The 25003-nt window shown below is 65.5% G+C and carries 19 protein-coding genes and 2 pseudogenes; 12 read left to right on the top strand and 9 right to left on the bottom strand.

From position 1 onward, the window contains the following. Window positions 1–185: 185 nt before the first annotated feature. Window positions 186–1253, top strand: coding sequence for a TetR/AcrR family transcriptional regulator (locus QTI04_RS01345; protein ID WP_286613884.1), 1068 nt, complete (start codon window positions 186–188; stop codon window positions 1251–1253). A gap of 30 nt (window positions 1254–1283) precedes the next feature. On the opposite strand, the gene QTI04_RS01340 is transcribed toward QTI04_RS01345, so the two are convergent. From QTI04_RS01340 to QTI04_RS01330, 3 genes are all read right to left on the bottom strand, one after another. After that, on the bottom strand, window positions 1284–2684 hold the full coding sequence (locus QTI04_RS01340) for a carotenoid oxygenase family protein (RefSeq protein WP_286613883.1): 1401 nt from the start codon (window positions 2682–2684) through the stop codon (window positions 1284–1286). 260 nt (window positions 2685–2944) lie between these two features. After that, complete coding sequence (locus QTI04_RS01335; protein WP_286613882.1) at window positions 2945–3250, bottom strand: DUF1330 domain-containing protein; 306 nt, start codon at window positions 3248–3250, stop codon at window positions 2945–2947. Window positions 3251–4032: 782 nt separating this feature from the next. Beyond that, window positions 4033–4974: a LysR family transcriptional regulator gene (locus tag QTI04_RS01330; protein ID WP_286604148.1), complete on the bottom strand. Its 942-nt coding sequence runs from the start codon at window positions 4972–4974 to the stop codon at window positions 4033–4035. 138 nt (window positions 4975–5112) lie between these two features. Here QTI04_RS01330 and QTI04_RS01325 point away from each other — a divergent pair, with 138 nt between their 5' ends. The 3 genes from QTI04_RS01325 to QTI04_RS01315 all read left to right on the top strand — a co-directional run bounded on the left by QTI04_RS01325 (window position 5113) and on the right by QTI04_RS01315 (window position 8495). Beyond that, window positions 5113–5895, top strand: a complete 783-nt coding sequence (locus tag QTI04_RS01325; protein WP_286613881.1) for a gamma-glutamyl-gamma-aminobutyrate hydrolase family protein — start codon at window positions 5113–5115, stop codon at window positions 5893–5895. Between the two features lie 45 nt (window positions 5896–5940). Continuing rightward, window positions 5941–7101, top strand: a complete 1161-nt coding sequence (locus QTI04_RS01320) for a M14 family metallopeptidase (RefSeq protein WP_286613880.1) — start codon at window positions 5941–5943, stop codon at window positions 7099–7101. A gap of 62 nt (window positions 7102–7163) precedes the next feature. Next, window positions 7164–8495 (top strand): MFS transporter, encoded by a 1332-nt coding sequence (locus tag QTI04_RS01315; RefSeq protein ID WP_286613879.1) that lies wholly within the window; start codon window positions 7164–7166, stop codon window positions 8493–8495. Window positions 8496–8599: 104 nt separating this feature from the next. Here QTI04_RS01315 and QTI04_RS01310 read toward each other — a convergent pair. Continuing rightward, a pseudogene (locus QTI04_RS01310) lies at window positions 8600–8716 on the bottom strand (DNA-3-methyladenine glycosylase I); the annotation flags it as partial. Window positions 8717–8944: 228 nt separating this feature from the next. Here QTI04_RS01310 and QTI04_RS01305 point away from each other — a divergent pair. Further along, the gene (locus QTI04_RS01305; RefSeq protein WP_336621863.1) at window positions 8945–9277 is read left to right on the top strand and encodes a DUF1161 domain-containing protein; all 333 of its coding nucleotides are present in this window, start codon (window positions 8945–8947) and stop codon (window positions 9275–9277) included. 529 nt (window positions 9278–9806) lie between these two features. Here QTI04_RS01305 and QTI04_RS01300 read toward each other — a convergent pair. Beyond that, entirely contained in the window at window positions 9807–14636 is a 4830-nt protein-coding gene (locus QTI04_RS01300) for an NAD-glutamate dehydrogenase (RefSeq protein WP_286613878.1), read from the bottom strand. Window positions 14637–15246: 610 nt separating this feature from the next. Here QTI04_RS01300 and QTI04_RS01295 point away from each other — a divergent pair. The 3 genes from QTI04_RS01295 to QTI04_RS01285 all read left to right on the top strand — a co-directional run bounded on the left by QTI04_RS01295 (window position 15247) and on the right by QTI04_RS01285 (window position 16714). Further along, complete coding sequence (locus QTI04_RS01295) at window positions 15247–15546, top strand: hypothetical protein (protein WP_286613877.1); 300 nt, start codon at window positions 15247–15249, stop codon at window positions 15544–15546. Between the two features lie 45 nt (window positions 15547–15591). Continuing rightward, window positions 15592–16359 carry a hypothetical protein gene (locus QTI04_RS01290; RefSeq protein WP_286613876.1) on the top strand — a complete coding sequence of 256 codons (768 nt, stop codon included), beginning with the start codon at window positions 15592–15594 and terminating at the stop codon, window positions 16357–16359. A gap of 109 nt (window positions 16360–16468) precedes the next feature. Then, window positions 16469–16714, top strand: coding sequence for a hypothetical protein (locus tag QTI04_RS01285; RefSeq protein WP_286613875.1), 246 nt, complete (start codon window positions 16469–16471; stop codon window positions 16712–16714). 271 nt (window positions 16715–16985) lie between these two features. Here the strand turns inward: QTI04_RS01285 and QTI04_RS01280 are convergent, their stop codons facing one another. Both QTI04_RS01280 and QTI04_RS34235 read right to left on the bottom strand, forming a co-directional pair. Further along, window positions 16986–17633, bottom strand: coding sequence for a LysR substrate-binding domain-containing protein (locus tag QTI04_RS01280; RefSeq protein ID WP_286613874.1), 648 nt, complete (start codon window positions 17631–17633; stop codon window positions 16986–16988). A gap of 108 nt (window positions 17634–17741) precedes the next feature. After that, window positions 17742–17882, bottom strand: a pseudogene (locus QTI04_RS34235) (LysR family transcriptional regulator); the annotation flags it as partial. Window positions 17883–18108: 226 nt separating this feature from the next. Here QTI04_RS34235 and QTI04_RS01270 point away from each other — a divergent pair. The 3 genes from QTI04_RS01270 to QTI04_RS01260 all read left to right on the top strand — a co-directional run bounded on the left by QTI04_RS01270 (window position 18109) and on the right by QTI04_RS01260 (window position 21247). After that, window positions 18109–18381, top strand: coding sequence for a DUF4242 domain-containing protein (locus tag QTI04_RS01270; protein WP_286604161.1), 273 nt, complete (start codon window positions 18109–18111; stop codon window positions 18379–18381). Window positions 18382–18679: 298 nt separating this feature from the next. Beyond that, window positions 18680–19936 (top strand): MFS transporter, encoded by a 1257-nt coding sequence (locus QTI04_RS01265; RefSeq protein ID WP_286613872.1) that lies wholly within the window; start codon window positions 18680–18682, stop codon window positions 19934–19936. 774 nt (window positions 19937–20710) lie between these two features. Continuing rightward, the gene (locus tag QTI04_RS01260; RefSeq protein ID WP_286613870.1) at window positions 20711–21247 is read left to right on the top strand and encodes a hypothetical protein; all 537 of its coding nucleotides are present in this window, start codon (window positions 20711–20713) and stop codon (window positions 21245–21247) included. Window positions 21248–22191: 944 nt separating this feature from the next. On the opposite strand, the gene QTI04_RS01255 is transcribed toward QTI04_RS01260, so the two are convergent. Beyond that, entirely contained in the window at window positions 22192–23091 is a 900-nt protein-coding gene (locus tag QTI04_RS01255) for a sugar transferase (RefSeq protein ID WP_286613869.1), read from the bottom strand. A 728-nt stretch (window positions 23092–23819) separates the two neighbouring features. Between QTI04_RS01255 and QTI04_RS01250 the strand changes: the two genes are divergently transcribed. Further along, a complete protein-coding gene (locus QTI04_RS01250) occupies window positions 23820–24335 on the top strand; it encodes a hypothetical protein (protein ID WP_286604168.1) in 516 nt (171 codons plus the stop codon). Here the strand turns inward: QTI04_RS01250 and QTI04_RS01245 are convergent. Continuing rightward, window positions 24310–24648 carry a hypothetical protein gene (locus QTI04_RS01245; protein ID WP_286604169.1) on the bottom strand — a complete coding sequence of 113 codons (339 nt, stop codon included), beginning with the start codon at window positions 24646–24648 and terminating at the stop codon, window positions 24310–24312. The two genes, QTI04_RS01250 and QTI04_RS01245, sit on opposite strands and share 26 nt — an antisense overlap. Window positions 24649–25003 lie beyond the last annotated feature (355 nt).

The raw sequence follows: 25003 nt of genomic DNA, 5'->3' as shown, positions 1-25003 counted from the left end.
CTGCCCGGCTCAGGACACCCCGCCATCTCCATGATCCTCCGCGGCGGCGGCCTGCGTGTTCCGCTGCGAGGCACAGCAGCCGAAACTGGCTGGGAGACCAGTGGCTGAAACTGCTCGGGCGCGCGAAGCCCAGCAATCCGTCCACACCATGCGGCAGGTTGCTGTCGCGCAGATAGCGTTTGCTCATGTCTGAGCACACCTGCTCGAGCACGCTGCGGAACGTTCGGCCATCACATCTCGGCGGAGCCACTGACCGCCATTTCGCGACATTCAGAAGCAGTCGCTCACGCGCGACTTCGTCGTCGTCGTCCGTTGCCGCCCGCGATCCGAACTGGCGACATCGGCGACGGTCAAGTTCCAGAGTAGACCGGCCGTTCGTCAAGAAAAGTGCCAATGTCTGGTCTCGGCGACCGCTGTCATTCGGCAGCCAAATTCGAAGGACAGCAGACAGTCTCAATCCGAATTCACAAGGCTATTGGCATCGCCAAGATGCACGCCGTGCCAGCGGTCCGGCAACGAGAATCGTCGGCACGGTGATCGCTGACCAGGTACGGATCTCTCAATCTTGTCGATGCCTATATCTATGGCCTTTCGGCGCTACCATCGACCCCATGAAGAAGGATTCCCCCGACACCCGCGCCTACCACCACGGAGACTTGCGCCGCGCCCTGATCGACTCGGCGCTGTCGATCGTCACTGAAGAGCAGGACTGGAGCTTTTCGCTTCGGGAGCTCGCACGCCGCGCAGGTGTCTCCCACGCCGCGCCGCACAGTCATTTCGCGGAGAAGCGCGATCTGCTGATTGCGGTCGCGGAAGTCGGGTTCGCGAGACTGCGCGATTGCATGCTTGATGCCGTCTCGAGGCTCAAGAAAGCGGACAAGGCACTGACCGCCGCCGCGCAGGCCTACATTGCATTCGCCGCGGAGAACCCGGCGTTGTATCGATTGATGTTCGGCCCCGCGCTTGCGGATGGCGCAGCGACAAGTCCTGCCGCCTCCGAGATCGGCGCAGAGGCCAAGGCTGTTCTTGAGGACCTTGTTCTGAGGGGCGCGAGATCCGGCATCTTCACGCCGAGGCCCGACGATGCGGTCGCACTTGGCGTTGCCACGCTCTCATGCTGGTCGACCGTCCACGGCCTGGCGAATCTGATCATCGACTCGAAGGTCAATGCTGCCCTCCCCGTTCACAAGCTCGTGGATGGCGTGATGCAACTCCTTCTGGATGGCGTTCGAGCGCGACGGCCGACATCGTGAAGATGCACAGCAGCCGCGCCGCGCGACCGCTTACGTGCGGTCCGGGATCCAATCGCCGTGGAAGCCAAAGGGCACACGCACGGGAAGTTCGACGACCGCCAATGGCGGACCGGTGAAGTCCCGGGCCGACAGGATCACAACATCGCTGGCATTGCGCTCGGCGTTGAAGACGTAGCACATGAGATAACCATCGTCTTCATCGGTTGCCCCGCTGCGCGGTACGAACACCGGCTCCAGCGACGCATGCCCGGGGCCAAAATCGTGCACCTCGGTGTGTCCGCTGCGCACATCGTGCTTGTACACAGGCCCAGAACTCACCTGGTCTCCCCACCAGTGGGCCGTGTACGCAAATTGATAGTCCTGCCCACCAAGTCGATCGTCGATGCGCGGAAATTCGCCGCCGTGATCGTCGAGAACGCGCTCCGACAGCCGGCCGCCGGCGCGATCCAGGGTCCACCGCGCCAAGACAGGCGTGCCCTCGTTCGGTCCCTGCGTGTCACGTTCGAACATGCGCGGATGGCGCACCACGTCCACCACCACGTCGCCGGATTCGGCCTCGAAGGCGTTCACGATATGGAAAACATAGCAGGACGGCGCGTCGAACCAGATCATGCCGGCGACATTGCCGTCGCGCGGAAGGAGGCCCACGCGCGGTGCCTGCCGATCGTTCCAGAAATAGGGAAAGAGATGCGTCGGCGCCGATTGGGGCTGAAAGGTGACAGGCAGGTCGAGAACGACGATGAAGTTATGCGTGAAGCCCACGTCATGCACCATCGGTTCGTGCGGCGTAACGATCTCGGCACGGGTCTGGGCGCGCCCTTCCGCGTCGACCACCACATAGCGCAGTGACGGACGACCCGGCTCATAGGTGATGGCGACGAGTTCTCCCGTGATCGGGTCACGCTTCGGATGGGCGGTGAACCCGCCTTCCAGCGTGCCACCGAAGTCCGAGTGCGCGACGCTCTCCAGATCGGCGTCCAGTTCGATCGGCAACGCACCGGCTTCCACGATGGCATGGACGCGGCCGCCGATGAGCGTCACATTGGTGTTCACCGGACGTTGGCCGTCACCCGGGCCCGGAATCGGAGCCTTGCCCAAAGCCGCGGCCGCGTCGGCGCTCAGTGCGAAGCGACTGCGATACCACTCCGCGCGGCCGCCGCGCAGGCGCAGGCTGTGCACAAGACCGGTCCCCGTGAACCAATGGTAGCCAGCCGGATCAACCGGGCCGACCGGGCTTGGTCCGATGCGCAGGAGGCGGCCATCCAACTCCTCCGGAATGCGACCGCGGACCGGGAGGTCGAAGGCGGTGGTCTCCCGCGTCATCGGGGCGAAGTTGCCACTGAGGTAGGCGACCTCGGTCGTCGCTTGGGTCGAAGCTGGCGACTCGGCTGACGCTTTCTTGGACTGAGTCACGGTGACATCGGTGTTCATGGGAATCTCCAGGATGTGGTGGATAGGCTCGCAAGTGGCATCCGTTGCCAACTTGACGGTGCCAATATTACGACGACATCTTGTCATTGACAAGATTGAGAATCGAAAGACCACAATGTCCGCGGGATCGCGAGATGAGTCGCCTGGTGCAGTCGATCTGGAGGTGAAGTCGGATCGAGTGGTTGCTCGAACTCCGGTCCTGCTCGCCCGTACGGCAGGTACGCAAGCAGTTGCTGACGTTGGCAGGGCCGCTGCTTGGATCAGCCCGGCTGCGGTGCGTCGTAGCCTTCGATGATCAGCAGGTCGGCCGTCGAGATCGAGGTCCGCAGCTTGATGGCCGCCTGGTATTCAGGCGACTTCAAGCATTCGAGCGCCGCCTCGTAGCTCGGGAACTCGATCACCACGTTCCGAGAGCGGCTGATGCCTTCGGGGCTCTCCGAGCGTCCGGCGCGAACCAGGAAATGTGCGCCGTACTTCCTGAGCGGTTCGGCGTTGGCCGCCACGTACCTCTTGTATTGCTCGGGGTCGCTGACGTCCACGCGGGCGATCCAATAGCCTTTGGGCATCTGCCGCTCCTAAGGTGGGGTGGAGAGTGATCCTAACTATGCGAGATGGCCGCCGGCAGATCGTTTATGCGAGGGCAGGAATCGATTGCGGGCGGCGCGTTCGATTCGAGTCTGGAATTTGTCGGGTCGAGAGCTTTGGCCTGGGCCGATGGCCGCTCGACGGTTGCAGTCCGCTTCAACTGATCGCGGCCGATCACGCATCGAGCGCGATCGGCAAGGATGGGCCCCTCCCCTGCCTGTCGTCGGCGACCTTCGTACGGCTGCTGCGCAGCGCTTGCCGTCCTTCCCGGCCGCGGGGTGAATTCGCGCTGCGAGGGCGACTCCGTTCGCTCAACAGCGAAGCACACTGGTATCAACTGCCGGTCCCAAGGCACTGCGGTCATCGCTCCTGCTTGCCCACCGGCGACCGTGCCCTCGAAGTATCGAACGTTGCTCTGCTAGCCATCGATATGGGGGCTCGGGCCGGCCCGTCGCAGCCAAACTGGTTGCCGTCGATCGAATTTGGGCGAACGTCGGCGACCGCTCAAAGCTGACGCTCGTGCTTTTCCTGACGACAGGCTGCTCCACCTCGGAACCTGGCCTTCGCCGACATCGTTAGGAAATCTGGGACACGCGCAGTGGCCGGATCGCTGTTGGCAACGGGGGCTAGGACGGTGCCGCGTGTCAACGGCGCCTCCGAATGCCGCGAAAAGGCGGTCAGGGCATTCCTGACGTTGACCGTCATCGCCTCAATCCGCTGCAACCTGGTCGGGCCCTTCATGGCCGGGCGCGGCCACGCTTGTTCAGCGGGCAGCCCCGTCAGCCGGCGTCGCCTCGGCCTCCAGCCCGACCAGATATTGCCGCACGAAATCGAACGCCCGCGCCGCCGCTGGCGCCAGCGTTCGGCCGGCGCGCTGCACGATGCCCAGCATCAGTTCAGCATCCAGCGCCGGCTGCACATCCAGCGCAATCACGCTGCCGGCGCGCAGTTCCTCCAGCATCGTCAGCTCGATCGCCGGCATCACGGCGTCGGTCGCCAACATGACCTGGCTCACCGTGCTGCCATCGGCGCACTGCAGCGTGAAGCGGTCGAGCATCGAGCCGGTCAAGCCGTAGCGGCGCAGGAAGCGGCGCTCGTCCTCCGGCCCGATGAAGCCGGGTGCGATCAACGGATGGCGCAGCACGTCGGCAATCGCCAGTGCGCGCCGCCCCTGCAGCGGATGGCCCTGGCGAGCGAACCAGCCGAAGCGGCAGGCGTACAGCGGCTCGACCTGCAGCTCGCTGTCGGTGTCAGCGGCACGCACGTCGCCGACGAAGAAGTCCAGTGTCTCGTTGCGTAGCGCGTCGAGCAGGCGGTCGGTGGTCTCGATCAGCGTGCGCAGCCTCAGCCCCGGCGCACCCGCCATCAGCTCGACCAGCAGCCGTCCGAGCAGGCCACGCGCCAGCGCCGAACCCATGCCCAGCGCCAGCGAGCCGGCGCGGCCGGAGTGCATCAGTGACAGTTCGCGCGCGCCCTCGGCCTCCTCGAACACGATGCGGCGCGCGCGGGCGAGGTAGGCCTGCGCGAACGGCGTGGGCACCAGGCGGCGCTCGAGGCGGTCGAACAGCGGCGCGCGCAACTCGTCCTCCAATGCCCGCAGGCTGCGCGACAGCGCCGGCTGGCTCAGGTGGACCCGGTCCGCGGCCGCGCTGACCGAGCCCGTCTCGATGACTGCGAGCAAATGGCGCAACTGGCGGGTGTTCATCGAATATGCCTGAAGGTCCGACATCATGCATTAACTGCAGGATCTAGACAACTTAAATGCACTTTACGCATTTAATCCCGCTCCCTACATTGGCGGCAGTGGCATCACGGAGATGCCGGAACCCAACAAGGCCGTTCGATGAACTTGCACGTACCCACCGCCGTCCGCCCCGTCGTCGCGATCACTTCCGACCGGGGTGAATTCCACGGCCACGCGATCCACCAGGCGTTCGACAGCTACCTGCGCGCGGTGCACCAGGCCGCCGGCGCCCTGCCGCTGCTGCTGCCGGCCGCCGGCGCGGCGATCGACGCCGCCTCGCTGATCGCCGCGGTCGACGGCGTGGTGCTGACAGGCGGACCGACCAACGTGCAGGCCGAGCGCTACGGCGCCGAACCGCTGCCGCCGGCCACGCTGACCGACCCCGACCGAGACGACACCGTGCTGCCGCTGTTGCCGGCGCTGGTGGCCGCCGGCGTGCCGGTGCTCGCGGTGTGCCGCGGCTTCCAGGAATTCAACGTCGCGTTCGGCGGCACGCTGGAGCGCGCGGTCCACGCGCAAGAAGGCCGGCTGGACCATCGCGAAGGCGACCACGATCGCCCGGTCGAGCGCTGGTACGACGATGCGCACGAGGTCGCGCTCACGCCCGGCGGCCTGCTGGCGAACCTGGCCGGTGCGACGCGCGCGACGGTGAACTCGCTGCATCACCAGGGCGTGGGCCGGCTGGCACCGGGCCTGCGCATCGAGGCGGTGGCGCCGGACGGCTTGGTCGAGGCCTTCACGGTCGCCGACGCCCCCGGCTTCACGCTCGCGGTGCAGTGGCACCCGGAGATGCGAGTCGGCAACAGCCCGTTGGCGCACGCGATCTTCGCCGCCTTCGGCGAGGCCTGCCACGCGCGCCGTGCGCGGCGGCTGGCCGCCTGATTCCTGCCTCCTGATCTACCGACTCCCAATCCCCTCCTCATCACCATGAACGCATTCGCCACGCTAACGCCCAGCGGCCCGACCCCCGAGTCCGACGCGCCGGCCGACATCGCCGATGCAGCCGCGCTGTTCTCCTCCAGCTACGCGCAGGCACGCCAGCGATTCCGAGATGCCGCCTGCCGGCGCAACCTGGTCGTCGAATCGACCGTGCTGGACCTGGCCGGCGCCGACGGCGAAGAACTCGCGATCGATGTCGTGCGCGACGGCCCTGCCGATGCCGCACGGCTGCTGATCGTGATCAGCGGCGTGCATGGCGTCGAGGGCTACTGCGGCTCCGCAGTGCAGACCGGCCTGCTGGAACTGGGGCCACCTGAGCGCGCCGCCGGCAAGCGGGTGCGCGACACCGCGGTGCTGTACATCCACGCGGTCAACCCCTGGGGCTTCTCGCACTCGCGACGCGTGACCCAGGAGAACGTGGATCTGAACCGCAACTGCATCGACTTCGACGCGCCGCTGCCCGTCAACGCCGCGTACGGCGAGATTCACGACCTGCTGCTGCCCGAGGGCTGGCCGCCGACGCCGGCCGACGCGGCGGCGCTGGCGGCATACGCCGAGCGCGTCGGGCCCAGGGGCATGCAGCGCGCGGTGTCGCTGGGCCAGTACACGTATGCCGACGGCATGTTCTTCGGCGGCCAGGCGCCGACCTGGAGCAACCGCGCGCTGCGCGCGATCCTGCGCCGCCACGGCCGCGAGTGCCGGCAGATCGGCTCGATCGACATCCACACCGGGCTGGGCCCGTACGGCCACGGCGAGCGCATCTTCGCGTCGCCCGATCAGGGCGCGCCCATCCTCGAGCGCGCGCAGCGCTGGTGGGGTGAACTGACCTCGGTGCACACCGGCACTTCGTCCAGCGTGCCGATGACCGGGCCGGTGCAGTTCGCGCAGTTCGACGAATGCCCGCAGGCGCAGCACACCAATATCTGCCTGGAGTTTGGCACCTGGCCAGCCGAGCAGGTGCAGCAGGCGCTGCGCGCCGAGCACTGGACCTGGAGGCGCGGAGCCGACGCCAACCGCACCACCGCCGCGCGCGCCGCGCTGAAGGCCGCGTTCTATCCCGATGGCGCCGACTGGAAGGCAGCCATCTGGCGCCAGGGCCGCGAGGCCTTCGTCCAGGCGCTGGCCGGCCTGCAGCGCGTGCCGGTCTGACGCCACCGCACGGCGTCCCTTTGTTCCCTCGACCCGACCACTCACTTACCGGAGCCCCCGTTATGACCACCTCGACCGCCGGCTCGGCCGGCAGTTTCGTTCCCCCGGCGCCGCCGCGCGCCGACACTACGCCGATGCAGCCCACGATCTCGCGCAAGGCGGTCGCCGCCGCGATCGCCGGCAACGCGCTGGAGTTCTACGACTTCGTGCTGTACGCGTATTTCGCGATCTACATCGGCCAGACCTTCTTCCCGGTCGCCGGCGAGTTCGGCTCGCTGCTGGCATCGGTGGCCACCTTCGGCGTCGGCTTCTTCACCCGCCCGCTGGGCAGCGTGCTGATCGGCGCCTTCGCCGACCGCGTCGGGCGCAAACCGGCGCTGATCCTGACCGTCGTGCTGATCACGCTGGGCACGCTCGGCATCGCGGCAACGCCCGGCTACGCGACGATCGGCATCGCCGCGCCGATCATCGTGGTCGTCTGCCGTCTGCTGCAGGGGCTGGCGCTGGGCGGCGAGGTCGGCCCGGCGACCGCGCTGCTGCTGGAGATGGCGCCACCCGGAAAGCGCGCCTTCTATACCAGCTGGCAACTTGCCAGCCAGGGCCTGGCAGTTGCGGTCGGCGGGCTGTTCGGCGTGATCGTCTCCAGCACGCTGTCGCCGCAGGATCTGGCCTCGTGGGGCTGGCGGCTGCCGTTCCTGTTCAGCCTGGTGCTGGTGCCGATCGCGGTCTACATCCGCCGCAGCCTGCCCGAGACGCTGGGCCATCAGGAAGGCGCGTCCACCGCGCAGATCGTGGGCAAGGTCTTCGGCCAACAGCGGCGCTGGGTCGTGCTGGGCGTGCTGATGATGATGGCCACCGTGGTGTCCAGCCAGTTCGGCAACTTCATGGCCACCTACGCGATCAAGGCGCTGAAGCTGCCGCCAGCGGTCGCGCAGAGCTCGGTGCTGCTGGCCGGCCTGCTGACCTTCGGTGGCTCGCTGCTCGCGGGCTGGCTGTGCGACCGCCACGGCCGCAAGGCGCTGATGCTGTTGCCGCGCGTGGCGCTGGCGGTCGCGATCGTGCCGATGCTCGTCTGGCTGCATAGCGCGCCCACCGCCGGCACGCTGTTCGTCGTCGTCGGCGTTCTGGCCCTGCTGACCGCGATGAGCGGTGCCGCCAGCCTGGTCGTCGTGCCGGAACTGATCCCGATCGCCATCCGCAGCACGACGCTGTCGCTGGTCTACGCGATCGCGGCCACGGTGTTCGGCGGCACGACGCAACTGGTCGTCACCTGGCTGATGGCGGCCACCGGCGACCCGGTTTCGCCGGCCTGGTACATCGTCGCTACCAGCGTGATCAGCCTGATCGCGATGGCGCTGCTGCCCGAGACGCGCGACGTCGACGTAACAAAGTGACGCGGCACGCCGGCCGCCTGCAACCGGCGGTCTTCAGCCTCAGGACGCCGGGCTGTCAACGCCTGGCGCGCCCGCTTGACGCGGGCGGCGATCACGCAGCTCGGCACGTGGTCTTTGACGAGGCCCATCGCCTGCATGAACGGGCTGACGAAGGCCCCGCCGCGCTTCTTCAGGTCCTTCAACAGCGCGATCGATTCGGCGGAGGTGGAGATGGTCTGCGGCGCGGCGTTCGCCTGGTGGGCATCGCAACGTCGCCGGGACTGCCTGTTCGCCAAACTCGCCATTGGCAGCCCGCCCGACTGTGCGATCACGCCGAAGGTCAGCTGCCAAAAGCGGCCGCGAAGAACGACAACATCACGAAATGGAGATCCTCGGCAAAACGTGGCGAAGGGAGTCGCCGCGCTACACTGCCCGTCCTAGCCAAGCAGCTCCTTCGAGGCAAGCATCCGATGCTGAAGCCATCCCTGCTCTCTATCGTCGTATGGGTCTGCACGGGTTCCGCGAACGCCGCCAGCAACTGCGACGACCTCATGGCCCAGATCGACGCGAAGATTCGCGGCGCGGGCGTGATGCGCTTCACGCTCACCACCGTCACGGCCGATGCCACGGTCAGCGGCAAGGTCGTCGGCACCTGCGAACGTGGCAGCAGGAAGGTCGTCTACGAAGCGGAGGCCACTTCCCCCTCGCCCGCCTCATCCCCCGCCCGCCAGCGCAGCAATGACGGCATCTTGACCGAATGCAAGGACGGTTCGGTATCGGTCGGCGGGGACTGCAGGAAGTGAGCGCCCGGGCGCTGCCGAGCGTCGGGGTGTGTGAAGGCCCAGAGCGTCAACTCCGAGTTCCATGCAAGCTACGTCTGATCCATCGCGACCGGATGCACGCATCATTTCGGCACGCGCAGGAGCCAGAGAAGCCATCGAGGATGGGACCAACGCGGTCGCGGGCGTGGCGGGTCTTGAGCTTCAGTGGGCAGCTGAGTATTGGCGGAAACTCGACGACCCAATCAAGCGGTCCGACGAGCACATGCGGCTCGTTGAAAGAACGAGGAAATGTGCATTGGCCCTTCACAGCCACCAACTGCAGGCGCCAGCGCTCCTCTTTCCGTCGTTGAATATTTGAGGTTGAGCATGACCGCTGACGTCAGTCCCTTTCGTATCGCCGTGGCGCCGGCATCGGCTCCGCGGCAGGCGACGCTCTGCGATTGCGGTGCCGGACGGCGAAAGGGAGGTGAGGGCAATGCTCATGGCACGCTCTCAGGGGCGTCTGGCCGCTGTCACCCGCCCATGTGGCGCCTGTGCGGCCATGAGCACACTATGCCAATGCCCGCAGTTCGCGCAATGCAACAGACAACATCGAGGCATCAGGCGCCGGCACCGCACGTAGCTCTCCCATCAACTCTGCCGCGCGTTCGAGCGCCCGGCCATTCGTGGCGTGCCATGCCTCGACGAGTGCCGCCGGCGACTCGATTTCGCCGCCCCCGGCAAGCACCGCGCCAGTGATCGAACGCTGCAGGCTCGACAGGTCGTCGAGCATCGCGCCTTTCGCAAGCATCTGCCAGTGCTGGTCCCCGGGCAGTGCCGCGATGCGCTCGCGCAGCCACGGCATGCCGAGGCGGTTCGCGAGGTCGAAGTAGATCGCCGCCACCAGCGCCACCGGCCACCTGGCGCTGCCGGCGATCTCGGCGATGTCGAGCGTCGCGTACAACGAGTCGAAAGTGACGATGCGCTCGGCCAGTTCGCGCGGCACGCCGCCGGCCACATAGTGCGAGACTGCGGTGTTGACGCGGGCACGCTCATCGGGGGCCAGCAGTTCGGTCAGCCGTGCCGACAGCGCCTCGACGTTCGGCCTGAAGTGCGCGATGGTCGATTCCATGTCCTCGTTCAGGCGCCGCGAGCGCAGGAACCACTTGGTGCCGCGCTCCAGTTGCCGGCTGGTGTCGATCAGCAGGCTCGATTGCACGGCGTCGTCAACGCGGTTGTCGAGCGCCTCGATGGACAGCCACAGCGGCACCATGCCGAAGATCTCGCGGCTCATCAGGTAGGCACGCACGACCTCGAACGCACGGGCGCCAGTGGTCTCGACCAGGCGATGCACGAAGGTGCTGCCGACGCGGTTGATGGTGCTGTTGGTGACGTGCGTGGCAATGATCTCGCGCCGCAACGGATGCCTGGGCATGTAGACCGCGAACTTCTCGCTCAGCAGCTTCGGGAAGTAGCGCTCGAGCGCCGTCGCGACCCAGCGGTCGTCGGGCAGCGGCGAGGCCAGCAGTTCGTCGTAGATCCAGATCTTGCTGTAGGCCAGCAGCACCGCGCGCTCGGGACTGGTCAGACCCTGACTCTGGGCGCGGCGCTCGGCCAGTTCTTCGTCGGACGGCAGGTACTCGATCGCACGATTCAACCGCCCGGCCTTCTCGAGGTACTGCATGAACCGGGTCTGCGCATCGAGCAGTTGTGGCGCGATGCGCCCTGTGACCGACAGCACCTGCGTCTGGAAGATGTTGTCGCGCAGCACCAGCGCGGCCACGTCGTCGGTCATCTCCGGCAGCAGCGCATTGCGTTGCTTCTCGGTGAGCTCGCCTTCGGTGATGGGCAGGCCGACCAGGATCTTGATGTTGACCTCGTGATCCGAAGTGTCCACGCCGGCCGAGTTGTCGATCGCATCGGTGTTGATGCGCCCACCCGCCCGCGCGAATTCGATCCGGCCCAATTGCGTGCAGCCGAGGTTGCCGCCCTCGGCGAGGACCTTGCAGCGCAACTCCCCGCCGTTGACGCGCAGGGCGTCGTTGGCACGGTCGCCCACCTGCGCGTGGCTCTCGCTCGCGGCCTTCACGTAGGTGCCGATGCCGCCGTTGTAGATCAGGTCGACCGGGGCCTTGAGGATGGCGTTGACCAACTCGGTGGGCGTGAGCGCATCGGCGGAGATGTCGAGCGCCTGCTTCACCTGCGGCGTGATCGGGATCGACTTGGCGCTGCGTGCATGGATCCCGCCTCCCTCGGAGATCAGCGACGCGTCGTAGTCGGCCCATGATGAACGCGGCAGCCTGAACAGGCGCTCACGCTCGGCAAAGCTCTTCGGCACGTCGGGATCCGGGTCGAGAAAGATGTGCCGATGGTCGAATGCTGCAAGCAGCCGGATGTGCGGCGATAGCAGCATGCCGTTGCCGAACACGTCGCCCGACATGTCGCCGATGCCGGCGACCGTGAAATCCGTTGTCTGCGTGTTGATGCCCATCTCGCGGAAGTGGCGCTTCACCGATTCCCAGGCGCCGCGTGCCGTGATGCCCATGGCCTTGTGGTCGTAGCCTACCGAGCCGCCGGAGGCAAACGCGTCGCCGAGCCAGAAGCCGTATTCCTTGCTGATGCCGTTGGCGTAGTCGCTGAAGGTGGCAGTGCCCTTGTCGGCCGCGACCACGAGGTAGGGATCGTCGTCATCGTGGCGCTTTACCTGCGGCGGCGGCACGAGCGTGTCGCCGACACGGTTGTCCGTGATGTCGAGCAGGCCGCGCAGGTAGTCCTGGTAGCAGACCACGCCTTCGCGCAGGTAGGCGTCGCGGTCGCTCGCCGCAGGTGCGCGCTTGAGCACGAAGCCACCTTTGGAGCCCACCGGGACGATCACGGTGTTCTTGACCATCTGCGCCTTCACGAGGCCCAGCACCTCGGTGCGGAAGTCTTCCGGCCGGTCCGACCAACGCAGTCCCCCGCGCGCGACGCGGCCGCCGCGCAGATGCACGCCCTCGAAGCGCGTCGAGTACACGAAGATCTCGAACATCGGCTTCGGCGCCGGCAAATCGGGCACCTTCGAGGAATCGAACTTGAACGACAGGAATTCGCGTTGCCGGCCCGCCGCATCGCGACGCCAGTAGTTGGTGCGCGTGGTGGCCAGGATCAGGGCGAGGTATTGGCGCAGCACTCGGTCTTCCGACAGGTTGGCCACGTTCTCGAGCGCGGCTTCGATCTCGCGCACCTTCTCGCTGGCCAGCGTGTCGGCGCCGGCGGCCTGCGCCGGATCGAAGCGCAGCTTGAACAGCTCGACCAGCGCGCGCGCAATGGACGCGTTCGTCACGAGCGTGCTCTCCATGAACGGCTGCGACAACGCGAAGCCGATCTGCCGCATGTACTTCGCGTAAGCGCGAAGCACGACGATCTCGTGCGCGGGCAGGCGTGCTGCGGGCACCAGGCGGTTGAAGTCGTCGTTCTCGACTTGGCCGCCGAGGACAGCGGCGAACGCGTCCTCGAACACCGGGCGCAGCGCGTCGATCTCGATCTCGGCATCGCCCAGAGCGCTGCGCAATCCGAAATCATGGACCCAGACCGGCGACGCGCCTCGTGGTGCGAGCCGGTACGGGTGCTCGTCGAGCACCTTCATGCCGAGGTGTTCCAGCATCGGCAGGCTCGTCGACAGGATGAGCGGTTCGCCGCGCCGCAGCACCTTGAAGCGCAGCGTCCCCGGCGCCGCCTCGAGCGGCCGGTAGAGGTTCATGCCGAGCGGTTTCACGTCGCTCAGCCGCTCCATCAGCTCGATGTCGTGCACGGCGGCGCGCGCCGCGAACTCGTCACGGTAACCGGCCGGGAACGCACCGCCGAGTTGGCGCAGCAGCTCGTTGCCGCGCGCTTCGCCGGTTGCCTCGATCAGCGCCGACTTCAGGTCGTCGTCCCAGCGGCGGGCGGCGGTGACCAGGCGCTGCTCGAGTTCGCGCACGTCGAAGGGCGGAATATTGCCGGGCCGGGTGCGCACAGTGATCTGGATCAAGGCCAGGACCGATTCCGACAGGTGCACGTTGAACTCGGAACTGGTGCCGTTGAACGCCTGCACCAGGATCGCCTGCCACTTTTCGCGCAGTTCGGTCGTGTAGTTCTCGCGGGGCGCGTAGAGCATGCACGCCAGGAAGCGCTCGAACGGATCGCGCCGCACGAACAGGCGGAAGCGCTGGCGCTCTCCCAGGTGGAGGATGCCCATGGAGGTGGACAGCAGCTCGTTGGTGCCGGTCTGGAACAGCTCGTCGCGCGGATAGGTCTCGAGAATGTTGACCAGCGCCTTGCCCGAGTGGCTACCGCTCGCGAGGCCGGCGCGCGCGATCACTTCGGCCACCTTGCGCCGCAGCAGGGGAATGTCGGCCGAGCGGGCGCTGTACGCCGTGGAGGTGAAGAGGCCGAGGAAGCGGTCTTCGCCGCAGACCTGGCCGTCGGCATCGAAGCGCTTGACGGCGATGTAGTCAAGGTAGCCGGGGCGGTGCACGGTGGAGCGCGAGGTCGACTTGGTGACCACGAGCAATTCGGGCCGGCGTGCGTTGGCGCGCACCTCCGGTGGCAGCGCCGCGAAGGCGGCGGTCGGATCCTTGATCATCTCGCGCAGGATGCCGAGGCTCGAATCCGGCACAACCTTGAGCGCGTCGTCGCCGTCGACCTTCACCAGTTCGTGGCTGCGGTGCCCAAGGAATGTGAAGTGATCATCAGCCAGCCAGCGCAGGAAGGCCTGGCCCTCGGCGAGTTCCTGCGGCGGGAGCGGCGGAGCGCGCTCGTCGAGGGCTCGCACGATGTCCAGGACGCGCTCCTTCATCGCCTTCCAGTCGGCCACGGCCAGCCGCACGTCGCCGAGCACGCGTGTCAGGTCGGCGGCCAGCGTCTCGAGCCGAGCTGCTTCGGCCACGCGGTCCACCTCGACATGGATGAACGATTCCCGGCGCGCGTCGGGCGAGGGTGTTTCAGTCGCCAAACCGTGCAGCGTGCCTTGGCCGTCGCGGATCACTGCCACCAGCGGATGGATGATCAGGTGCAAGGTGAGGCCATGGCGATTGACTTCCATCGTCACCGAATCGACAAGGAACGGCATGTCGTCATTGACGATCTCGATGATGGTGTGCGTCGATTGCCAGCCATGCTCCGCGATCGTCGGGTTGAACACGCGCAGCCGAGCGCGTCCTGGCACGCGTTTGCGCGCGAAGCCCCAATGCGACAGCGCGGCGCCATACAGGTCGGCGATCTGGCGGTCGGCCAGGTCTTCGGGGTCCACCTGGCCAAAGTACTGCCGAACGAACGCAGCGAGCAGATCCGCCTGGTCCGTGGTGACCTTGGCGCGAATCAGGTCAACGACCTCGTCCAGGCGTTCGCCTGGGCGTCCAGCCTCGGGTGCATCGGTTTCCATGCTTGCCTCCAGATCGGCGTGTGTCCCGCCACTGTGGAAGCGCCCGGGCGGAAAAGCAAGGGACCTGCTTCACGCGAAGGCTTGAATCCGCACTGCGTCTGGGCGAGGTCCGCTCCCCGGCTTGCGCGCGAATCGACACGAGATCCATCGCCCTGCATCGCACTCCAATGAAGGAAGCTTGCAAGTACGTCGATCCGATAACGGTCGGCGGCTCTCCAGAGCCTAGTTCCTCTGGCATGCAACGTGATTCTTGCCGACGGCGCGCTGCAAGCTCACGGGTGAGATCGACGACGAGCGTGATCAGGATCGGCAAGCGAAGCGGCCATCCTCGATCATGCTTAAGAAGCTCTCGCGCGCCCTCTTGCAGTGCACACCCCCAACTACTGGATGCTCTCCGTTTTCGGTAATCAACCACATCACGACGAACTGGGTGATGTCGCCAAACACCAAGGCGTCGATCGGCGTAGGACTCGCGCGATCGCCCTGCCTCCGCGACCAACCATGTATCCAACTTTGGTTGGATGGTCCAAGCGCTCGCAACTTTCTATGCTGCCGCGGCACAGATGCCGCCGATCCTGTGAATGGCTGCCTCGTGGTTTGAACGAACTCAATGGACCGTGCGTACGGAACGACGATTGAATCCCGCGGACGCCGACGTCGTCTGCATCGACTGGAGCGCGCCGACCCGGTGGGCGAACCGCCGGCCTTGGTCCGCGAGGCCTTGGCGGGGCTGCGCTCGGCCGCCGGCTCGATCGTCCCAAGGTCCAGGACGCCCGCCGCTTCGTGCGCGACCGGCGAGTGCGCCGCCATCGGCGTGCTTTCAGGTCTCGGCCGCATCATCGCCGGCGACGCGAGAACGGCCGCTGCCGCAGACGCCAACGGGATCGCCTATGCCGAATCGCATGGCTGACGACGAGCCCGCGGCCGCGAGGGATCGGATCCCGATGGAGAGCCCATGCTCAGCGTGACGGACTACCCGCTGGCCGTGTTCGGGCTGTCCTTCCTGCTTCTGCTGATCTCGGTTTGGACGGGCGCGCTGCTGTTCAGGAGATGGTGGCCGCCCAAGGACAGCATCCGGGACGACTTCGGCGTCATTCAGACCGCCACTCTGACGCTGCTGGGGCTCATCATCGCGTTCTCGTTCTCGATGGCCGTCAGCCGCTACGACCAGCGCAAGAGCCTCGAGGAGGCCGAGGCCAACGCGATCGCCACCGAATTCCTGCGGGCCGATCTGCTGCCCGGGGCCGATGCCGCCAAGGTTCGGGCCCTGCTGACCGACTACTTCGATCAGCGCTTGCTGTACTACACGACCCGCGACGAGCAGGAACTCAAGAAAATCAACGTCCGCACCGCGCAGTTGCAGGCGGCATTGTGGTCCGCGGTCGCCGCGCCGGCCGCAGCGGCGCCCTCGCCGACAATGGCCCTGGTGGCGATGGGCATGAACGACGTTCTGAACGCGCAGGGCTACACCCAGGCCGCCTGGTGGAACCGGATTCCCAGCGCGGCGTGGATCCTCATGCTGACGATCGGGATCTGCTGCCATGTGCTGGTCGGCTACGGCGTGAAGGATCCGAAGGAGGAGCGCGCCCTGCTGCTCGTACTGCCGCTGGTCATGTCGATCGCGTTCATGCTCATCGCCGACATCGACAGCCCCCGCAGCGGCGCCATTCTCGTGCAGCCGGTCAACCTGCTGAGCATCGCGGAGTTGGTGCGCCCGCGTTGACGAGAGACGGCGCGCCGCTTGGGGAGCAGCGAATGGTGTTTTGCTACCCGCTCAGGGAAACGGCGATGATCGCGAGAAGGAGAACCCGGGTGTCCCGGAAAGGCGTCTCGTGACGTTGGGGCATCTGGCTCGCAAGTGCGGCCACGATCCGGCCCAACGAGCCTTTCCTCGCGAACGGGACGTTGACGCCAAGGCGACGCGCGAGCCGATGCTGAGTCCGGTGGACCGCGTCTCGGAGATGCACTTGGGCCTGTCCATGGCGCTGACCTTCGTCGGCGCCGTGACGGTGGCCGAATCCGGTCGACAGGATCTCCGGAAGATGTTCGCCGCCGCGCTGGGCTGCAACCTGGCTTGAGGCCGCGTCGTTACTGCTGCGGACTCGATCCGTCTGTTCTGACAACAATTCGACCCCATCTCGGCGGTGACCTGCTCGGAGATCCGCTACGGCGTGACCAAGCGGCGCGGTCAAGGCACTGCTCAGCAAGACCCACAAGGCCTACGCCAAGCGCAGCGGAAAGCGCGATCGCGCCGCCGGACCACAGGCTGCGCCCTAAGTAACGCACAGGCGGCGCCTGCAGGGAAAGCGACGGGTCCGCGGTGGCTCGCCAATGCAGTGACTTACGCAGCTATGCGAACGGCGCACGCCTCACCTCGTCCATCAACCAGCGCTGGAACGCGGCAAGCTTGGGGCCGACCGGCTTTCCCTTCGGACGCACAAAGTAGTACGCGCTTCCAGGGTCGACCTTCACATCGAGAATCTGAACGAGTTGCCCTGACTCGAGATCCTCCTGGATCAGACCGCGGAAGAAAAGAGCTACGCCGTGGCACTCCAACGCTGCGCGACGCAACGCGTGAGAATCGTCGAACACGACGACATCAAGCTTTCGTGTGATGACGAGGCCAGCATTGCGGAACCAGAGTTCCCAATGGCGCCGATCGAACTCGCACATCAGCCGTTGCCGGGTCAATGTCCCAATGTCCTTGGCGATTGCGTCCAGGCCCGTCAAGGCGGGGCTGCATACGGCGACGAGTTCACCCGTCAGCACTGGCCTTACTTCAGCTTCGTCCCAGTCGCCGTGGCCCCAGCTGATGCCAGCGTCGACCTTGTCGTGCAGGAAATCTGCTGGCTGGTAGGCGTGACGGAGCTGCAGGTCGATGTTCGGATGCCGTGCCCACCAGCGACCCAGCCTGGGCGTGAGCCACCGAGCCGAAAAATATGGCGCCACGCCGACGGTCAGCGTACTTTCTGCGTCGATGTGCGTGAGTTGCCGCACTGCGCGCTCGAGAGTCTGGAGCCCCGCGGTGCAATCCGCGCACAGCCGCCGACCCTCCTCTGTCATCTCGATGCGTCGGTGCAATCGCAGCAGCAACGCGACGCCAAGGTGTTGCTCGAGATGTCGGACCTGATGGCTCAGGGCCGACTGCGTGACGCTCAGTTCATCCGCTGCGCGCTTGAAGCTGCCGTGCCGCCCGACGGCCTCGAACGCGCGTAGCTGATTGAGCAGAGTGGCCGAGACGGTCATCGCTGCATCTTAGCTTGAGCGTGGCTCAAGTGAACGCAACACAAAACGTTTGAAGCTTGTGTAGCGATCAATGAAGATCACTCAATCGAAACGCCCTTGCCCAAGACGAATTTGACAGCGGCGAAGACGCAGTTCTGCTGGACGTCAACGCATGCCGCCGGTCGCCTCCCCCACGGCGCGACCGCGAGGTCTTTCATTGCCGTGGGTCTTTCTTCAAGGAGTTCTCATGAAGCGCTTTCTGATCGAACGCGACCTGCCCGGTGTGGGGCAGTTGAATGGGCAGCAACTCAAAGAGGCGTCGACAACCTCCAATGCTGCCCTGGCGAAGCTGGCGGGCAAGGTGCAGTGGGTTCAGTCTTACGTCGTCGAAGACAAGACCTTCTGCGTCTACCTTGCCGATCACGAGTCGTCAGTCTACGAACATGCTGAGTTGAGCGGTTTTCCGGCGAGCAAGGTCACCGAGGTGCGGGCCGTCATTGAGCCGATGACCGCCGCGTGAGGCTGCCCAACCGCGAGCACGCAGGCGACACGATTCGAAGCTGGATCGCGGGCGTTCACATGGCGGCAACGCCGGCCGCCGGGTCTGGCTGAGTCACGCGTCAGGCGGCCCGTACATACGCGGACTCGCAAACCAGCCCATGCGCGGCGCCGTCAGCAGCCAGTTGCCGGTGCTATGCCTCGCTTTGCCTGACGCGCGAACGCAGACGCCATGGTCGTGGAAATCGGGATACGCCGACGCACACACAGGGTTCATATACTGGGACGATGTTGCCGATCGACTTGCGCGGGTTGTGGTCATGAAAGTTGCGTTGCAGCACCAGGTCGACTCGCGCTATGCGATGTGGCGCCTGGCAGTCACCATTCTGATCATGACGGTGGGCAGCAGCGGCATGTACGTGGTGTCGGTGGTGCTCTCTGCCGTGCAGGCCGACTTCGGCGTGGCGCGGGCCGAGGCCTCCCTGCCTTACACGCTGCTGATGATCGGCTTCGGCTTGGGCGGCGTGATCATGGGCAAGCTGGCGGACAGATATGGCGTGATGTGGCCGCTGCTGGCCGGCGCCGTGTGCGTGGGGCTCGGCTACATCGCGTCGAGTTTCGCCACCGGCATCCTGACGTTCTCGCTGGTTCAGGGCGCGCTCGTCGGGCTGGGCAGCGGAGCCGTCTTTGCGCCGCTGGTGGCCGATACCTCGCTGTGGTTCGTCAAGCGCCGTGGCATGGCTGTGGCAGTGTGCGCCAGCGGCAATTACGTGGCGGGTGCGGTCTGGCCGCCGATCGTCCAGATGTTCGTGGAACAGGCCGGCTGGCGTGCGACCTATCTGGGCCTGGGCCTTTTCTGTGGCTTGGCGATGGCCGGGCTCGCGCTCTTCATGCGGGCACGACCGCCGGCAGCGGTCATGGCCGCAGCGCCTCATGCCGCGGCAGGCGGTCCGGTTGCGATGTCGACCCTGCGGCCCTTCGGCCTGAACCTCGGCGCCGCACAGGGCATGTTGTGCGTGGCGGGAGTGGCCTGCTGCGTGGCGATGGCGATGCCGCAGGTGCACATCGTCGCGTATTGCACGGACCTTGGTTATGGCGCCGCGCGCGGTGCGCAGATGCTGTCGTTGATGCTGGCCTGCGGGATCCTGAGCCGCCTGGTCTCGGGCGCGATCTGTGACCGCATCGGCGGATTGCGCACGCTGCTGCTCGGATCCGTGCTGCAGTGCGTCGCGCTCTTCCTGTTCCTGCCCTTCGACGGGATGGTGCCGCTGTTCGTGGTGTCGGCGATGTTTGGGCTTTTCCAGGGCGGCATCGTGCCCTCGTACGCCATCATTGTGCGCGAGCATTTCCCGCCGGCCGAGGCCAGCGCCCGCGTGGGCACGATCATCGGCTGCACGCTGCTGGGCATGGCGCTGGGAGGGTGGATGTCCGGCAAGGTCTTCGACCTCACCGGCAGCTATCACGCCGCCTTCGTCAATGGCATTGCGTGGAACCTGCTCAACATGACCATCGCAGCCACGCTGCTGGTGCGGGCACGGCGCAGGGTACGGCAACATGCGCTCCCCCAACGGGCTTAGGCGACCGCCGATCCATTGAGCGGCCCTTCGCCCGAAATGTAGTCGCGCCGTCGCAGCCGGCTTGCTGGCGACCACGAGGCTTTTCCGAGCAGAGCCTCCGCCAAGGAGGCCCCTCTTCCTCGGCGATGCAAGACTGGCAAACAAACCAGACGCCAAGATCCGCCTGCTCAAGGTATGGCCAGATTCCTCTGGCATCTCCTTTCCGCATGGGGCTGCGTTCGACCGTCGGTGGCTAGCGCCATTCAGGGGGGGTGCCGTGCTTTTTCAGGCTGACGTACAGATTCGCGGCACGTGGTACGGCTACTCATCACCGCGGCGAGGTTCAAAGGAAGCCTAAGCATGAAGAACTGGGTAACCATCGAGAGCAGGCGCAACATCCAAGCTCCCATTCAATGGCCGCGAGATGCCGGACGGTCTGATGTGAACTGCCGAGTTTTGCTCGTCGTGCGTTCAGTGCGCGCGCGCTTCGGACGCAGCGTTCTTTGGCCGTACACAGTACTACCGGGCGCCCTGAAATTTCCTATGGGCAACGACGTTCTCACGCAATGGACCGCTTCTCACCTTCACGGCAGGAGCATTCCGGCTGGCGGGCATCTTCTCTGGTGTGAGGATGCGGAGCCCTCCTACGCCTGCGTGAAGCCAGTTGACGGATGTTCTGGAATCCTTGGCTGGTGGCCTCACAGAGTTGCTCTGGTCAAATGGGACAGCCTCGCCAACCAGCGAAGAGCGACTTCCTCTGAGGTCATCCGCGCAAACATCCTATAGGGGGGAAAAATGAAATCGATCGTGCATCTCGCGTTCGGCATCCTGCTGCTTTCTGCTGTCGCGTTGCACGCTGGCGCAACGGGAACGAACAAGCTATGCAACGGAAGACAGACCGACGTCGTCTTTGCCGTAATCCACGAGCATTCGGACGATTCGGATGCGAGATGCGAGCTTCAGCGATCGCAGTGCTACGTGACGCTCCAGGGCTGGTACACCATGAGACCGGGAGCCTGCATGAACGTCGACGTGGGAAATCGATGGGAATCCTATCTGTCGATCTTCGTCAAGGACACGGCGGACGGCCAGTACAGGCCAGAAACCTTCCCAGTCCACAACCGGTTCTACACAGACAGAAACGAGATGAACTCCGGAGTGGTCAACGTCACGGCGTGCATGCCTGTCGGGCCATTCGAGAAGAAGGTGCCAGGAACGCTCGCGCCGGTGTTGAACCCAGTAGTCGCATGCGCTCCAGGCGAGGCGCTGCATCCGGTCAACTACGTCATGCGCGGCGGACCGGAAACTCACGTCATGGTCACGTTGAACTAGTGGGCTTCCTCGCGCACGAAGACCACGATCTAAGAGGGAAGTGTCGTGGGACTATGTGATGCCTGGCCTCTCTCCTTCTGCAAGCCATCGACATCCCAGGCGTTCGCATCGCCGTCGGGACGCACCACGGACAGCCTGCACATGACCGTTCCAGACCGTTTCACCACAGATGTGAACTGGCCACCTTCCAATTGCACCACCATCCTCCAATCCGGCGGTGCGAGCGGTGCCACACTCAAGGCAGCACTGGCCTTGTCGAGATTCACCTCTTCCTCCGATTGCTCGGTACTAGTGCTCGTCGGTCGGTGCCTTGGCCCAGGCCAGACCCGGTCTCGATTTTCTGAACGGCCTCAGCGTCCCGCAACTATGCCGTGCAATCTACGAACCAACAGGGCCGGTGCAGGCGTCAGTGTTTCAAGACTCCAAATACCTATGCATCAGGTTGTCATCGACGTGCGGGCGAAAGTCGGCACCTGAGCCGAGGCGGCATCGGCGTCTGCGACGCGCGTCGTGGCGTCAACGTCATCGCGATGGGATCTCTCTGTTGGTCGAACCTGGCGAAAGCTGCTCTGACCGCCGATGTCGGGCAACGCCGGTCCTTGGGCCTGGCTTATGCCCGTAGTGCGGCTTGGGACGCCCCATGGGACGCGGCAGTATCCTGTAGCGGCTATGAAAAGTCTCGACACAGCAATCTGCGTGTTGTGCTGCCTCGCCGGCCTAGGATGGGCGGCGCTAATTTATTCCTTTGCCTCCATCATCTGATTGGCATCGGCGAAGGGTTCACGGCGCCTGAAGCCCGCGCGCTCTGTTGAATACGCCGACACCAGAAAGCGGTCTCGAAGTCTTGAACAGCGGCTCGAGCCCGGCCTTTCAAGAATCCAGGCGAGCCGCTGAGACTACCTACTGCCCTTTGGAGACGAAAGACGACTCTTTGACTATTTGAGTCAGGACGACCCATCGCCGCTCAGGACCACCCAGAGAGTGCGCGCGAGAATTTCTGCGTCTAATCGCAATGACCACTCCGCCACATAAAGAGTGTCGAGGGCAACGCGATCAGCGTAGGAGAGGCGATTGCGGCCGCTAACCTGCCACAGGCCGGTGATGCCCGGTCGCATGTGGCAGTAGTAGCTCCAACCGCGACCGTAAAGGTTGCGCTGGCGGACCATGCAAGGACGAGGACCGACCAGGCTCATGTCGCCCTTCAGTACGTTGAAGAACTGCGGCAGTTCATCGAGGCTCAATCTTCTGATCACGCGGCCGACACGCGTGATGCGTGGATCGTTGTCCAACTTTTGGAACTTGTCCCACCGAACTCGCGCCGCCGGGTCATTCTCCAAATGACGCTCGAGGACTTGGTCCGCTCCCTTCACCATCGACCGAAACTTGTAGCAACGAAAGGGGCGGCCGCCCTGACCCAGGCGGGTCTGCCAATAGTGCACTGGCCCACCCGTTCCAACGAGCACAGCGGCGCCAACGAGCAGGTAGAGCGGCCCAAGGAACACGAAGAAGCTCAACGCTCCGACGATGTCCACGCAGCGTTTGAACGCGCGTTGTGAAGCTGTCAGACAAAAAGGCTCAGGGAGGGTTTCCGCGTGAAAGCCGAGCAGATACACCCTGCTTGGCCCATCGCCTCGCGTGTCGGGTTGAAGTGGATGCAGCATGATCAGCCCTTGAAGAGATCGCAGAGGAGGCAAAGAAATCGCACCGGCCTCAACGGCCGGGCCCACCGCCAGGCCCACCACCGCCGGGACCACCACCTCCTGGGCCACCACCAGGTCCACCGCCCCCGCCGGCACCACCACCGGCACCGGCACCAGCACCAGCTCCAGCTCCAGCAGCGCCACTAGCACTAGCACCGACTACGCCTGCACCGCCGCTCGACCCGGCGCCGGAGCCGCTACCGCCTGGATCGGCTGCGCTGTTGGCAAATGCGAACGCGCCGACCGGGATCGAGCCCTTGGACGCCGCACTTCCACTCACGGCTCGGCTGGGTGCACTCGAAACTGCAGCGGTAGACGGATTCGCCGCTTGTGGCCCGGCCACCGGAGCACTGACACAGATCGCTTCGCCGAAGGGGTTGTCCCGATCACAGCGCGTCATACTGGCCGCCGTGCGAGTTGCGCCGCGCTGGACCGGCGCGGTCGAGCGCACTACCGGTGCAGAGCTCTCGACGCGCGGCTGTTCCGTCCGGATGGCGGACCGGACATCGGCGACGACGGGCTGCATTGCCTTTTGGCGGCTGAGCGAGATGGCGCGTGGCACGGCGACGGTCCTCGCCGCGATCCTGTCACGCGTCGCGGCGCGAGCCCGATGGGGTTCTGCCATCGCTTGCCGGGTCGGTGCTTGCGGAGGCTGTGCATCCGGAATTCGTGACGCCTCGGCTTGTGGTGCATTCAACAGCTGTTCGGCCTGGGGGGCTTTCGTTTCCGACGCCGCGACCGCCGGATCGGCGGGCGAAGACGCTACGGCCTGCGCTTGAGGCCGCGGCTCCTGCGGCGGAGATGCCGGCTCCACGGGCTGTTTGACGATCGGTGCGACCGCGACTGGCGCGACTGAGGCGACCGGTGGCCGTGTGTCCGGCACCGGCTCCGGACGCGACGCCCCCGGCGAATCAGCCTGTCGCCAATGGATCGCTGCCGCCTCGCGAGTTGGAGCCGGGCTGCGCTCGACCGTGCGGTTCCAGTACCAGAACACGAAGGCGGCAATCGACAGGAAGACGGCCATCAGCAACAGCACGACCGGCACGTCGAGGCCGCCAGGGAAGACCTGCTGCCTGGCGAGCTCCCCCCTCTCGGTGCTGCGCGATACGACGAACAGATTGTTCGCCACCGGCGCCGGCATGTGCGCGGCCGCCGCCAACGCAACGGGCAGCGCAACCCTGGGCACCCTCGCGGCGGCTCTCGGTGCCCTTTCTTCAGAAAAGGACCCCGCGGGGACATTCGCTGCCGTGCGAATTCCACTGAACCTGCCTGCGCAGCCCCGGCAGTACCGTGCTCGGTCCCTGTTGGCTGTGTGGCATGACTCGCAGAACTTCGTCATGGCGATTCCCCGCGGGCGGCAACTCAGTGGATCGGTATGGATGCGGTGATCAGCACCAGCAAATTGATCACCACCGCGAAGGCCACGAAGTCCATCGCGGACGCCCGGTCCGGCTTGACCAGCGAGTGCCAGGGCAGCAGCGTGCCGCGCTCGCCTTTCGTGTTGTCCTTGGTGGGCGCACAGAACGCCGGCAGCTTGTACGAGCAGCACTTGCAAGAGTGCGCCGACCCCATGTTGATGGTGTTGCAGGCATCGCAGATTTGCGCGGAAGGTCTACCCACCTGCAGCCTCGCCAGATCGACGAGGCTTCCGAAAGCGACAGCCCGCTGCGTGCCCCCGGCTTCGCGGATGGCGGCGTTCATAGACGCTCTGCCTGAATGAGCAGAGCCGTACGATTCAACGAAGTCGGCACGCCGATGCAAGGCCACAGGACCCGAGCCCTGCCGACGGCCCGCGTGTTCACACATCTCGCATGCACTGCTGCAACCCAAGCGTTTCGGGCGCTCATTGACCGCGGGGGAAGCGGCACTCGCGGCGCCGTGTACCTCCGCCGGAGTCCGAGAATCCCAAAAGACCTCGCTCGTCGACTAACTGCGTTCGTGCTCTGCAGCGCGGGTATTGCCATCGAAGTCTCCCAAGAGAAGATAAATGTGAAACTTTCACATCGGTAGTACTCTTGTCTTATAGTGATCGCCAACGGGATGTAAGACAGCGTCT

The sequence above is a fragment of the Variovorax sp. J22R115 genome, assembly GCF_030317005.1.
Lineage (GTDB): Bacteria > Pseudomonadota > Gammaproteobacteria > Burkholderiales > Burkholderiaceae_C > Variovorax.
The sequence above is the reverse complement of the archived record's forward strand: the minus strand, read 5'-3'. Positions and strand labels throughout refer to the sequence as shown.